General features: G+C 70.5%; 10 protein-coding genes. 7 read left to right on the forward strand and 3 right to left on the reverse strand.

Going from position 1 to position 12907, the window contains the following annotated elements:
* The first annotated feature begins 79 nt into the window (after positions 1–79).
* From KF887_10855 to KF887_10875, 5 genes are all read left to right on the forward strand, one after another.
* The gene (locus tag KF887_10855; GenBank protein ID QYK39966.1) at positions 80–1243 is read left to right on the forward strand and encodes a deoxyguanosinetriphosphate triphosphohydrolase; all 1164 of its coding nucleotides are present in this window, start codon (positions 80–82) and stop codon (positions 1241–1243) included.
* A 377-nt stretch (positions 1244–1620) separates the two neighbouring features.
* Positions 1621–4185, forward strand: a complete 2565-nt coding sequence (gene pepN, locus KF887_10860; GenBank protein QYK39967.1) for an aminopeptidase N — start codon at positions 1621–1623, stop codon at positions 4183–4185.
* Positions 4182–4925, forward strand: a complete 744-nt coding sequence (locus KF887_10865) for an SDR family oxidoreductase (protein QYK39968.1) — start codon at positions 4182–4184, stop codon at positions 4923–4925. Before pepN ends, KF887_10865 begins: the two co-directional genes overlap by 4 nt.
* 102 nt (positions 4926–5027) lie before the next feature.
* Positions 5028–5201, forward strand: a complete 174-nt coding sequence (locus KF887_10870) for a hypothetical protein (GenBank protein ID QYK39969.1) — start codon at positions 5028–5030, stop codon at positions 5199–5201.
* The gene (locus KF887_10875; GenBank protein QYK39970.1) at positions 5177–6067 is read left to right on the forward strand and encodes a lysophospholipid acyltransferase family protein; all 891 of its coding nucleotides are present in this window, start codon (positions 5177–5179) and stop codon (positions 6065–6067) included. The genes KF887_10870 and KF887_10875 overlap by 25 nt, the downstream gene beginning before the upstream one ends.
* Positions 6068–6097: 30 nt before the next feature.
* Here KF887_10875 and KF887_10880 read toward each other — a convergent pair whose 3' ends face one another.
* Together KF887_10880 and hemB are read right to left on the reverse strand one after the other, a co-directional pair.
* Complete coding sequence (locus KF887_10880) at positions 6098–6652, reverse strand: twin-arginine translocation pathway signal (protein ID QYK39971.1); 555 nt, start codon at positions 6650–6652, stop codon at positions 6098–6100.
* Positions 6653–6801: 149 nt separating this feature from the next.
* Positions 6802–7800, reverse strand: coding sequence for a porphobilinogen synthase (gene hemB / locus KF887_10885; GenBank protein QYK39972.1), 999 nt, complete (start codon positions 7798–7800; stop codon positions 6802–6804).
* 147 nt (positions 7801–7947) lie between these two features.
* Here hemB and KF887_10890 point away from each other — a divergent pair, with 147 nt between their 5' ends.
* Both KF887_10890 and mfd read left to right on the forward strand, forming a co-directional pair.
* Positions 7948–8469 carry a component of SufBCD complex gene (locus KF887_10890; protein ID QYK39973.1) on the forward strand — a complete coding sequence of 174 codons (522 nt, stop codon included), beginning with the start codon at positions 7948–7950 and terminating at the stop codon, positions 8467–8469.
* A gap of 70 nt (positions 8470–8539) precedes the next feature.
* A complete protein-coding gene (gene mfd / locus KF887_10895; GenBank protein ID QYK39974.1) occupies positions 8540–11989 on the forward strand; it encodes a transcription-repair coupling factor in 3450 nt (1149 codons plus the stop codon).
* A gap of 24 nt (positions 11990–12013) precedes the next feature.
* Here mfd and KF887_10900 read toward each other — a convergent pair whose 3' ends face one another.
* Complete coding sequence (locus tag KF887_10900) at positions 12014–12886, reverse strand: alpha/beta fold hydrolase (protein ID QYK43527.1); 873 nt, start codon at positions 12884–12886, stop codon at positions 12014–12016.
* Positions 12887–12907 lie beyond the last annotated feature (21 nt).

The following is a 12907-nucleotide window of genomic DNA, read 5'->3' on the forward strand; positions in this document are numbered from 1 at the left end:
GTCCATCAGCGCCATTCCTGTAGGAATTCCGTCACGCGGCGAATATAGGACCTGCGAGACCCCGCAACAAGAAGCCGCCATGTCCGCCCCCTATGCCTGTCCTCCCGACGCCTCGCGCGGGCGCCGCTGGCCCGAGAAGATGTCCACCTTCCGCTCGCCGTTCCAGCGCGACCGCGACCGGGTGATCCATTCCTCTGCCTTCCGGCGGCTCAAGCACAAGACGCAGGTCTTTGTGGAACATGAGGGCGATTATTATCGCACGCGCCTGACCCATTCGATCGAGGTGGCGCAGGTGGCGCGCACCATCGCCGGGGTGCTGGGGCTGAACACCGATCTGGCCGAGGCCGTGGCGCTGGCCCATGACCTTGGCCATACCCCCTTCGGCCACACCGGCGAGGATGCGCTGGGCGCGCTGATGGCGCCCTATGGCGGGTTCGACCACAACGCGCAGGCGCTGCGCATCGTCACGCGGCTGGAACGGCACTATGCCGATTTCGACGGCCTGAACCTGACGTGGGAGGCGCTGGAGGGTATCGCCAAGCACAACGGGCCGGTGACGGGGCCGTTTGCCGATGCGAGGCACGCGGGCCCGCTGCCCTACGCGCTGGCCGAGGTGAATGCCGACTGGGACCTGGAACTGCACAGCTTTGCCAGTGCCGAGGCACAGGTGGCGGCGATCGCGGATGACGTGGCCTATTCCCACCACGACCTGCACGACGGGTTGCGGTCGGGCCTGTTCGACGAGGCCGACCTGATGGACCTGCCGGTGACCGGCCCGGCCTTCGAGGAGGTGGACCGGATCTATCCGGGGCTTGACCGGATGCGGCGGCGGCATGAGGCGCTGCGGCGGGTGTTCGGGCGGATGGTCGAGGATGTGATCGCCGTGGCGCGGGTCCGGCTGGACGCGGCGCAGCCGCAGTCGGTCGAGGAGATCCGGGCGATGGAGGGGACGGTGATCCGGTTTTCAAAGCCGCTCTATCAGGAACTCAAGGCGGTCCGGTCGTTCCTGTTCCACCGGATGTATCGCGCCGAGCCGGTGATGCGGGAACGGGCGCGGGTGACGGCGGTGATCAACGACCTGTTCCCGCTGTTCATGGCGGACCCCGGGCTGCTGCCCCCCGAATGGCGGGCCGATATCGCGGCGGTCGATGGCGAGACGGCGCTGGCCCGGATCGTGGCGGACTATGTGTCGGGGATGACGGACCGGTTTGCCCTGCAGGAACACGGGCGGCTGTGCGGATAGCGTCCCACGGTGGGACATTTTTCGGACCCAGTGATTTCAATGGGTTGGGGTGGGCGCCTTAACCCTTTGTCAAGAATTCCCGGTCCTTGCGGCGGCCATGCCGAGCCGATGGCCGTTCGCGGTTGACCCTGTGCCTGCTGTCGGCCTGCTGGTCCCCGGCAGGCGGTATCGGCGCGGTGCCGGAACACCTGGTCGATGCTTCGGCATTGCGGGCGCGCGGTGAATTCGCAGGGATCATCGCGAACGAACCCGAACCCGAAGCGAAAGCGGCGGTGCCGGGTGCCCGCCCACCGCAGCCATCGGGTGCCGAGGACCGTTGGCCTCGGGTCCGGGGGCGGCTATCTGTGGGCGACGAGACGACGCCCCGAGAGGTTCCCATGCCCGACACGTTCCACGACCGCGACCCCGTTCACCTGTCCGACTACCGGCCGTTTCCCTATCCGGTCACCGGGGTCGACCTGGCCTTCCGGCTTGCACCCCGGGGCACGCGGGTGGGCGCGCGGATCGGGTTCGGTGCGGGGCAGGGCGACCTGCGGCTGGACGGCGAGGGGCCGCGGCTTCTGTCGCTGCGGCTGGACGGGCGGGAGGTGGCGATCACGCCCGATGCGACGGGCCTGACCCTTCCGGCGGCGATGCTGCCCGGGGGGCCCTTCGTGATCGAGACCGAGGTCGAGATCGACCCCGTGGACAACACCGCGCTGGAAGGGCTTTACATGTCGAACGGCATGTACTGCACGCAATGCGAGGCCGAGGGGTTCCGCCGCATCACCTATTACCCCGACCGGCCCGACGTGATGGCGCCGTTCCGCGTGCGCATCGACGCCGACCTGCCGGTGCTGCTGTCGAACGGCAATCCGGTGGCGTCCGGTCCGGGCTGGGCCGAATGGCACGACCCCTGGCCCAAGCCCGCCTATCTGTTCGCGCTGGTGGCGGGCGACCTGCTGGCGCATCGGGGGGCGTTCACCACCGCCTCGGGGCGGCAGGTGGACCTGAACATCTGGGTGCGCCCGGGGGATGAGGGGCGCTGCGCCTATGCGATGGACAGCCTGATCCGGTCGATGCGCTGGGACGAGACGGCCTATGGCCGCGAATACGATCTGGACGTGTTCAACATCGTCGCGGTGGACGACTTCAACATGGGGGCGATGGAGAACAAGGGGCTGAACATCTTCAACTCCAAGTATGTGCTGGCCCTGCCCGAGACCGCGACCGACGAGGATTTCGCGCGGATCGAGGCGATCGTGGCGCATGAGTATTTCCACAACTGGACGGGCAACCGGATCACCTGCCGCGACTGGTTCCAGCTGTGCCTGAAGGAGGGGCTGACGGTGTTCCGCGACCAGCAGTTCACCGGCGACATGCGGTCTGCCGCGGTGAAGCGGATCGAGGATGTGCTGACGCTCCGCGCGCGGCAGTTCCGTGAGGACGGGGGGCCGCTGGCGCATCCGGTCCGGCCCGATTCCTATATCGAGATCAACAACTTCTACACCGCGACAGTGTATGAGAAGGGCGCCGAGGTGATCGGCATGCTGAAGCGGCTGGTGGGCGAGGACGGGTATCGCCGGGCGCTTGACCTGTACTTCGACCGGCATGACGGGCAGGCCTGCACCATCGAGGACTGGCTGCGCGTGTTCGAGGATGCCACCGGGCGCGACCTGACGCAGTTCGGGCTGTGGTACACGCAGGCAGGCACGCCGCGGCTGCATGTAACCGAGGACTGGCAGCCTGCCGGATCGGGCGGCCGCTATGTGCTGACCTTCCGGCAGGAGAACCCGCCGACCCCCGGCCAGCCGCGCAAGGACCCGAAGGTGATCCCGGTGGCGGTGGGCCTGCTGAACCCGAACGGCGACGAGGTCTTGCCGACCACGCTGTGCGAGGTGACCGAGGCCGAACAGTCGTTCGTGTTCGACGGGCTGGCGGCGCGGCCGATCCCGTCGATCCTGCGGGGGTTCTCGGCGCCGGTGATCCTGGACCGGGAGGTCGGCGCCGAGGAGCGCGCCTTCCTGCTGGCACATGACACCGACCCGTTCAACAAGTGGGAGGCGGGGCGCGCGCTGGCCAAGGAGGTGCTGGCGCGCATGGTGACCGAAGGTGCGGCGCCGGGGCCGGGCTGGCTGGATGCGCTGGCCGCCGTGGCCTTTGACGAGGGGCTGGACCCCGCGTTCCGCGCCCTGGCGCTGCGGTTGCCCGGCGACGACGACATGGCGCAGACGCTGCATGACGCGGGGCATGTGCCGGACCCGGCGGCGATCCGCGCCGTGCGGCTGCGGGCGGCGCAGGCCGTGGCGGGGCGGCTGGCGGCGGGGCTGCCCGGCCTGATCGAGGGGCTGCGCGAGCCCGGGCCCTTTACCCCCGGCGCGGCCGGGGCGGGTCGGCGGGCGCTGCGGCTGGCGGCCCTGGGGTTCCAGGCGCGGCTGGACGGCGGTGCGGCTGCGGCGGCGGCCTTCCGCGCGGCGAACAACATGACCGAACAGCAGGGCACGCTGTCGATCCTGCTGGAGATCGGCCGGGGGCAGGAGGAACTGGGCCTGTTCGAGGCGCGGTGGCGGGGCGACCGGCTGGTGATGGACAAGTGGTTTGCCCTGCAGGTGATCCACGCGGGACCGGGCGACACGGCCGCGACAATCGCGCGGCTGACGGCGCGGCCCGATTTCGACTGGAAGAACCCCAACCGGTTCCGGTCGGTGATCGGCGCGGTGACCGGCAACCATGCGGGATTCCACGAGGCGGGCGGGGCGGCCTATCGGGCGGTGGCCGACTGGCTGATCCGTCTGGACCCGGTGAACCCGCAGACGGCGGCGCGGATGTCGACGGCGTTCGAGACCTGGGCGCGCTATGACGCGGACCGCCAGGCGCTGATCCGGGGCGAATTGCAGCGGATGCTGGCCAGTCCCGGGGTCAGCCGCGATCTGGCGGAAATGGCGGGGCGGATGCTGGGATGAGACGGGTCGTCCTGATCACGGGCGCGTCGTCGGGCATCGGCGCGGGGGCGGCGCGGCTGCTGGCCGGGCGCGGCTGGGATGTCGCGCTGCATTACGGCGGCAACCGCGCCGGGGCCGAGGCCGTGGCCGCCGATTGCGGCGCGGTGGGCGCCCGCACGGTGCTGCTGCCCGCAGACCTGGGCGATCCGGCCGCGGTCGAGACCCTGTTCTCGGGCTTCGACGCGGCCTTTCCCCGGCTTGACGCCATGGTGGTGAACGCGGGGATCGTGGACGTTCCCGCCCGGGTGACCGAGATGTCGGCGGCGCGCCTGGTGCGGATGTTCACGGTGAACACGGTGTCGGCGATCCTGTGCGCGGGGCAGGCGGGGCGGCGCCTGTCGACGGCGGCGGGCGGGCCGGGCGGGGCGATTGTGCTTGTGTCCTCGGTCGCGGTCCGGCTGGGGAGCGGCGGGCAATATGCCGACTATGCGGCGTCGAAGGCCGCGCTCGACACGCTGGCCAAGGGCATGTCGGACGAGATGGCGCCGGAGGGCGTGCGCGTCGTGTCGTTGCGCCCGGGCGTGATCGACACCGAAATCCATGCCAAGGGCGGCAACCCCGACCGTGCGGCGCGGCTGGCATCCGCGATCCCGATGCGGCGGCCGGGCAGGGTGGACGAGGTGGCCGAGGCGATCCGCTGGCTGGTCGAGGATGCGACCTATGTGACCGGGACCACGATCGAGGTCACCGGCGGGCGCTGAGACCGCGCGGCGCGACGGCCGGTCAGCGGCCGTGGACGCGGCCGTCGCGGTTGTCCATGTGGCAGCAGTTCCCGGGGGCTGGCCTGTGCGGCACCTGCCGCCATGCGCCGCCGCCTTCGGCAGGACAAGCGCCTGCGCGACGATCAGGACGGCGATCTTCGTCGTCCCGAGCCCCGTGAACCGGCGGACCGGGTGCAGGCGGTGCCGATGCAGCGTCATGCCGACGTCACCGGGGCGTGGTTTCTGGCGGCATGCGGGACCGAATCGACCCCCTGATCGCCGAACGCGCACCCTGGCTGTTCTCGGGGCGTGCGCGGGACCGGCTGGCCTTCCGTGTTCTCATGCGGATGCTGGGCTATGGGCGCACCATCGCCCTGGCCGAGATGATGCGCGACCTGCCCGCCGCGGCCTGCTTCGACCTGGTGGCCGACCTCGTGGCGCGCGATGTGGAGGTGTCGGGCCTTGATCATCTGCCGCGCGACGGCGGCGCGCTGATCGTTGCGAACCACCCCACGGGGATCGCCGACGGGGTGATCCTGCACCGGGTTCTGTCGCCGCTGCGGCCCGACCTGTTCTACTATGCCAACCGCGATATCCTGCGGGTGTTTCCGCAGATGGCCGGGGTGATCGCGCCGGTCGAGTGGCGGGCCGAGAAGCGGAGCCACCAGAAGACCCGCGAGACGATGGAGTTCACCCGCGCCGCGATGCAGGCCGGGCGGCTGGGCGTGATATTCCCCTCGGGGCGGCTGGCGAAACGGGTGGGGTTGCGGCTGCACGAGCGTCCCTGGATGGCCTCGGCCGCCACTATCGCCCGCAAGTTCGACGTGCCGGTCGTGCCGGTCCATCTGCGGGCACGGAACTCGGCGCTGTTCTACCTGTTCGACCTGATCCACCCGACGCTGCGCGACATCACCCTGTTCCACGAGGTGCTGAACAAGGACACCCAGCCGTTCCGGGTGACCGTCGGCACGCCCATCGCCGCCGCCGACCTGCCCGCGCGGGCCGACGAGGGGATCGCGGCGCTGCGCGATGCGACGCTGGCGCTTGGCGGTGTCCACGCGCCCGCGGTCAGCCTTGTCGAAAGCACGGGGCGGCCGTTTGCCCGGCCGGTGCGGCGGCGCCTGAGCCTTCCGGCGGTCTGACCCGGTTGGGGGCGCGGTTCGGGGCCCGGCTCAGGGAATGATGCGGCTGTATTTCACGCCCGCAAGCGTCGCGCCCGCGATCAGGCCAGACTGCCCGAACACGAGCGCGATGACCGGGTTGATCTCGGTCGTTTCCTTGCCGAGCGACGCGCCCTGTTCGGGGGTGGCGTAGCGCACGTCGGCGCCGACCGCCCAGCCGGGCGAGCGGCGGAACTCGGACAGCGCCGCGTCGGTCAGGAAGAACAGGGCGTGGGCATATTGCTGGGCGCCGATCTGGAAACCGAAGGTGGCGCGGGTGGCGGAATAGTAGTCGACCGTGATGTCGTTGATGCGCAGCGCGCCCCTGCCATAGCCGCCGCCGATGCCGAACCCGGCCTCGGTGATCAGGGGCATGTAGAGCACGCCGAAGGATTTGCCCGCGAGGTCGCGGGTGCCGGGATAGCGCGAGAACAGGAAGTCGCGGGTGGCATCAACCCGCGCGTCCAGCCGCTGTGCGTTGTCGGTGCCGACACCGTTGGCACAGGCCGACAGCAGCGCCGCGCCACCGCCCAGCAGAATTGTCCGACGTCCCAGTATCTTGCCCATTGCCGCCTCGCTGCCCGGTTATCCTTGGGACTCTGCGGTCCCTGCACGCAAGATATAGCGCAAGGGGTGCGGCCTGTCACCTGCCCTGCGCGGCGGGGCGGCGGGGGGGCGCCGATCGGGCTGCGCGGCGCCGGGGGCTCTGCGCGCGGTCAGCCGCGCAGCAGGCGCGCCACCGCCGGCGCGAAATAGGTCAGGATGCCGTCGCACCCGGCGCGCTTGAAGCCCAGCAGGCTTTCGACCATGGCCTTCTCGCCGTCGATCCAGCCGTTCGCGGCCGCGCCGCGGATCATCGCGTATTCGCCGGACACCTGATAGGCATAGGTCGGGGCGCCGAAGGCGTCCTTCACCCGGCGGCAGATGTCGAGATAGGGCATCCCCGGCTTGACCATCACCATGTCGGCGCCCTCGGCCAGGTCGCGCGCCACCAGGCGCAGCGCCTCGTCCGAATTGCCGGGGTTCATCTGATAGGTCTTCTTGTCGCCCACCAGCCGCGATCCCGCGCCCACCGCGTCGCGGAACGGGCCGTAGAAGGCGCTGGCATATTTCGCCGCGTAGGACAGGATCGCCACATCCCCGTGCCCGGCCTGTTCCAGCGCGTCGCGCATCGCGCCGATGCGGCCGTCCATCATGTCGGAGGGGCCGAGAATGTCGGCCCCGGCGTCGGCCTGTGCCAGGCTCATGCGGACCAGGGCCTCGACCGTCTCGTCGTTGAGGATCACGCCATCGACCACAAGCCCGTCGTGCCCGTTGGCGTTGTAGGGGTCGAGCGCGACATCGGTCATCACCGCGATCTGCGGCACCGCGGCCTTGATGGCACGGATCGCGCGGTTTGCCAGGTTCCCGGGGTTCCAGGCCTCTTCGCAGGTTTCGGTGCGCAGGGCGGGATCGGTGTAGGGAAACAGGCAGAGCGCCGGAATGCCGAGCTCGGCGGCTTCCTCGGCCGCCGCCACCGCGCGGTCCAGCGACAGCCGCGCCACGCCGGGCATCGAGGCCACCGGATCGGCGATGTCGGTCCCGTCGCAGAGGAAGATCGGCCAGATCAGATCGGCCGTGGTCAGCACGTTTTCCTGCGCCAGGCGGCGCAGGGCATCGGTGCGGCGCAGGCGGCGGAACCGGGTGCCGGGGAAGGGGGCGTGGACTGGCTGCATCGGGTCGTGTCCCATGTGGCGGTCGGGTGCTGCCCGACGGGGCGGGGGGGTTGCGCCCCAGGGTGTTGCCTGCCATGGAAAGGCGCGCGGCTCAAGCCAAAGTGGCGGGGCCCGGCGGGCGGGCCTCTGGAAGGGATCGGCGCAAGCGTGGACTGGACCAAGACCGTCTTCGAAGTCATCGACATGCGATCCTTCTCGAACCTGTGGTTCTGGATCGCGGTTGCCGTGCTGTGGTCCTCGGCAAGCCACTGGGTGCTGGGGGTGCCGTTCGACATGGTGGCCCGGGCGCGGCGCCATGGCGGGACGGCGGCCGAGGATCTGGATACGCTGGTGCGGATCAACGCGCGCCGGATCCTCTACATCGTGCGGGTGTCGGGGCTGTGGCTGACGGCAATCATCGCGTTCATGCTGACGGCGCTGATGATCATGGGGTTCTGGTACCGGCAGGAATTCGCGCAGGCGGTGCTGCTGCTGGCCGGGCCGATGACGGTGGTGGGCCTGCTGTCGTTCCGCACCGCGCTGCGGATCGAGGCCGAGGCGGCCAGCGGCCCGGCGCTGTGGCGCCGCCTGACCCTGCACCGGATGGCGGTGCAGGGTGTGGGCGTGGTGGCGATCTTTGCCACCGCGCTGTGGGGCATGTACCAGAACCTGAACATCGGGGCCTACTGATCGGCGCCTGACGCCCGCAGCGGGTGTGCAGCCCCTTGCCCCCGGCGCCCGGCCTGATACCTGACCGCGCATGTCCGACCCTGCCCGAATCCTGCTCGGTGGTGCGCCCGAGGGTTTCGACGCCCGTCTTCTGGCCCGCGAGGCCGGGCGCGGCGCGCCGGTCGTGCATGTCGCGCGCGACGACAAGCGCATGGCGGCGATGCGCGATGCGCTGGCGGTGATGGCGCCCGATCTGCCGGTGATCGAGTTTCCGGCCTGGGACTGCCTGCCCTATGACCGGGTATCGCCCAACCCCGACATCTCGTCCCGGCGGATGGCGGCCCTGGCCGCCCTGGCGCAGGGGGTGGCGGGCCCCTTCGTGCTGCTGACCACGCTGAACGCGGCAACGCAGCGCGTGCCCGCGCGCGACACCGTCGCCGCATCCAGCCTTGCAGCCCGGGTGGGCGACCGCATGGACCAGGGCGCGCTGCGGACGTTCCTGGCGCGCATGGGGTTCTCGCCGGCCTCGACCGTAGCCGAGCCGGGCGATTTCGCGCTGCGCGGCGGGATCGTCGACATCTTTCCGCCGGGGCCGTCGGGGCCGGTGCGGCTGGATTTCTTCGGCGACCAGCTGGACGGGCTGCGGCGGTTCGACCCCGAGACGCAGCGCACGACGGAAAAGCTGTCGCGCATCGACCTCGCGCCGGTCAGCGAGGTGGTGCTGGACGAGGCCGCGATCACGCGGTTCCGCCAGACCTACCGGGCCGAATTCGGTGCGGGCGGGTCGGGCGATCCGCTGTACGAAGCGGTCAGCGCCGGGCGCAAGCATCAGGGCATGGAACACTGGCTGCCGTGGTTCCACGACCGGCTGGACACGATCTTTGCCTATGTGCCGGATGCGGCGGTGATGCTGGACGATGCGGTGCCGGCGATGCGGATCGCGCGGTGGGACGGCATTGCCGACCAGTACGACGCGCGACGCGAGGCGATGGGGGCGAAGGGCCGGATCGACACGGTCTACAAGCCCTGCCCGCCGGACCTGCTGTATCTGGACGAGGCGGCCTGGGAGGCCGAGCTTGCGCCCCGCCGGGTGATCCGGCTGTCGCCGCTGCCACAGTCGCCTGGGCCGGGGGTGCTGGATGCCGGGGGCCGCGCCGGACGCAATTTCGCGCCAGAGCGGCAGAGCGAGAACCTGAACCTTTTCGGGGCATTGGCCGATCATCTTCGGGTGTTGCGCGAAGCCGGGCCGGTGGTTGTCGCGTCTTGGTCCGAGGGCGCGCGCGAGCGTCTGGCGGGGCTGCTGACGGATCAGGGCATCCGCGACGCGATGCCGGTTGCCGACCTGCGGGCGCTGCCCGAGCGGGGGCTGTTCCTGGTGGTCTGGGCGCTGGAGGCGGGGTTCACCGCGCCCGGCCTTGCCGTGGTGTCGGAACAGGACATCCTGGGCGACCGGCTGGTCGGCAAGCCGAAGCGTCGCCGCAAGGCCGAGAATTTCCTGCGCGACGCCGACGCCCTGTCGCCCGGCGACCTGGTGGTGCATGTCGAACACGGTGTGGGCCGCTATCTGGGGCTGGAGACCATCACCGCGCTTGGGGCGCCGCATGAATGCCTGGCGATCGAATATGCCGAGGCGGCCAAGCTGTACCTGCCGGTCGAGAACGTCGAGCTGCTGTCGCGCTATGGCCATGAGGAGGGGTTGCTGGACAAGCTGGGCGGCGGCGCCTGGCAGGCCAAGAAGGCCAAGCTCAAGAATCGCATCCGCGAGATCGCCGACCGGCTGATGCGGATTGCCGCCGAACGGGCATTGCGCAAGGCCCCCGTGCTGGAGGCGCCGCACGGGATGTGGGAGGCCTTTGCGGCCCGTTTCCCCTATACCGAGACCGACGACCAGCTTTCCGCCATCGGCGATGTCATGGCCGACCTCGACAAGGGATCGCCGATGGACCGGCTGATCGTCGGCGATGTCGGGTTCGGCAAGACCGAGGTGGCGATGCGCGCGGCCTTCGTGGCGGCCATGGCGGGAATGCAGGTGGCGGTGGTCTGCCCCACCACCCTGCTGGCCCGCCAGCACTACCGCAGCTTTGCCGAGCGGTTCCGGGGGTTTCCGGTCCGCGTCCGGCCCCTGTCGCGTTTCGTGTCGGCAAAGGATGCGGCGGCCACGCGCGAGGGGCTGGCGGACGGGTCGGTGGACATTGTCGTCGGCACCCATGCCCTGCTGGCCAAGGCCATCCGGTTCAAGCATCTGGGCCTTCTGGTGATCGACGAGGAACAGCATTTCGGCGTGGCCCACAAGGAACGGCTGAAGGAAATGCGGTCCGAGGTGCATGTGCTGACGCTGACGGCCACGCCGATTCCGCGCACGCTGCAACTGTCGCTGACCGGGGTGCGCGACCTGTCGATCATCGCGACGCCGCCGGTCGACCGTCTTGCCATCCGGACCTATGTGTCCGAATTCGATACCGTGACGATCCGCGAGGCGATCCTGCGCGAACGCTATCGCGGCGGGCAGACGTTCTTTGTCGTGCCCCGCATCGCCGACCTGCCCGAGATCGAGGATTTCCTGCGCAGCCACGTGCCCGAGGCGAGCTATGTCATCGCCCACGGGCAGCTTGCCGCCGGGGATCTGGATGACCGGATGAACCAGTTCTACGACGGCAAACATGATGTGCTGCTGGCGACCACGATCGTGGAGTCGGGGCTCGACATCCCCACGGCGAACACCATGGTGATCTGGCGGGCCGACATGTTCGGTCTGGGGCAGCTTTACCAGATCCGGGGCCGGGTGGGGCGGGCCAAGACCCGGGCCTACTGCTATCTGACCACCAAACCCCGCGCGCCGCTGACCCCGCAGGCGACCAAGAGGTTGCGGCTTCTGGGGTCGCTGGACAGTCTGGGGGCGGGCTTCACGCTGGCCAGCCACGACCTTGACCTGCGCGGCGCCGGGAACCTGCTGGGCGAGGAACAGTCGGGCCACATCCGCGAAGTGGGCTATGAACTCTACCAGCAGATGCTGGAGGACACGATCCGCAAGCTGCGGTCGGGAGAGATCGGCGGGCTGACCGAGGCCGATGACCAGTGGGCGCCGCAGATCAACCTGGGCGTGCCGGTGCTGATCCCCGAGGACTATGTGCCGGATCTGGACGTGCGCCTTGGCCTCTACCGCCGCCTGTCCGGCCTGCAGAGCAAGGTGGAGCTTGAGGGCTTTGCCGCCGAGCTGATCGACCGGTTCGGGCCGCTGCCGCGCGAGGTGAACACGCTGATGCTGGTCGTCCGCATCAAGGCGATGTGCAAGCGTGCCGGAATCGCCCGGCTGGACGCGGGGCCCAAGGGCGCGACGGTGCAGTTCCACCAGGACCGTTTCGCCAATCCGGCGGGGCTGGTGGACTGGCTGAAGGCGCAGGCCGGGGCGGCGCGGGTTCAGGGCAACAAGGTGGTGCAGACCGCCAGCTTCAGGACCGAGGCCGAGCGCATCAAGGGCGCCTATGCGATCGCCCGTGACCTGGCGGAAAAGGTGGTGCAGGCGCCGCCCGCCCGCCGCTGACCCCGTCGCCGCAGCGCAGGGCGGTCAGGCGTGCCGCGGATGCGGTCTGTCCTGCGGCGCCGCCGCCTGCGCGAGAAACGGCATGATCGCCGCCGCCACGGCCTCTGGCGCCTCTTCCTGCGCCAGGTGGCCGAGGCCGGGCAGCAGGGCGTGCGCCGCACCGGGAATGCCGCGGGCGGCGCGGGCCGAGATCTCGGCGGGGACGGTGCGGTCATTGCCGCCCGCCACCAGAAGCACGGGAAAGCGCAGTGCGTGCAACCGCGCCAGCAGCGGTTCCAGCCGCCATGCGGCCATCATCGCCAGCGTCCCCTCGACATGCGCGGGCCGCGCCACCAGCCTGCGGTAAAGGTCGGCCCCGTCGTCGTCGATCCTCGACCCGGTGGCGGCCAGCAGGGCGGCGATGCGCGCGGGGGTCGCCGCGAGCGAGGAGACCACCTGCGGCAGGAAGGGCGCGGCGCTGAAGGCCCGGGCGAGGGCCGGGAACATCACCCCGGCAAGGCCCTGGAAGGTGCCGAGCGCGGCATTGATCCCGACGACCGGGCAGGGCCGCGCCTCGGCCATGCGCAGGGCCAGGGCGGCGCCTGCCGAATGACCGACGATCGCGGCGGGCGGGCTGCCCAGCCGGTCGCAGAGCGCGGCGAGATCCTGCGCCATGGCATCCATGCCGTAGCGGTCGCTGCGGCCCGAACGGCTGAACCCCTGGCCGGGAAGATCGGGCGCGATGACGCGGAACCGGCCGGCAAGGATCGGCAGCAGCCCGCGCCACGACATCGCCGCGCCGCCCGCCCCGTGCAGCAGCAGCAAGACCGGGCCATCGCCTGCGATCTGGACATGCCAGCGGTGCAGCGTGGCGCCCACCTGATGCGACAGCGACCGGTGCGGCCAGTCGGGCGGCAGGTCGGGCGGCGGGGCACCCGT

Source organism: Paracoccaceae bacterium (genome assembly GCA_019454225.1).
In the GTDB taxonomy this organism is placed as follows: domain Bacteria; phylum Pseudomonadota; class Alphaproteobacteria; order Rhodobacterales; family Rhodobacteraceae.

Bases quoted from the DNA above. Each gene is read 5' to 3' on its own strand.
- KF887_10855 (QYK39966.1), top strand. From the start codon at position 80: ATGTCCGCCCCCTATGCCTGTCCTCCCGACGCCTCGCGCGGGCGCCGC.
- pepN (QYK39967.1), top strand. From the start codon at position 1,621: ATGCCCGACACGTTCCACGACCGCGACCCCGTTCACCTGTCCGACTAC.
- KF887_10865 (QYK39968.1), top strand. From the start codon at position 4,182: ATGAGACGGGTCGTCCTGATCACGGGCGCGTCGTCGGGCATCGGCGCG.
- KF887_10870 (QYK39969.1), top strand. From the start codon at position 5,028: ATGCGCCGCCGCCTTCGGCAGGACAAGCGCCTGCGCGACGATCAGGAC.
- KF887_10875 (QYK39970.1), top strand. From the start codon at position 5,177: ATGCGGGACCGAATCGACCCCCTGATCGCCGAACGCGCACCCTGGCTG.
- KF887_10880 (QYK39971.1), bottom strand. From the start codon at position 6,652: ATGGGCAAGATACTGGGACGTCGGACAATTCTGCTGGGCGGTGGCGCG.
- hemB (QYK39972.1), bottom strand. From the start codon at position 7,800: ATGCAGCCAGTCCACGCCCCCTTCCCCGGCACCCGGTTCCGCCGCCTG.
- mfd (QYK39974.1), top strand. From the start codon at position 8,540: ATGTCCGACCCTGCCCGAATCCTGCTCGGTGGTGCGCCCGAGGGTTTC.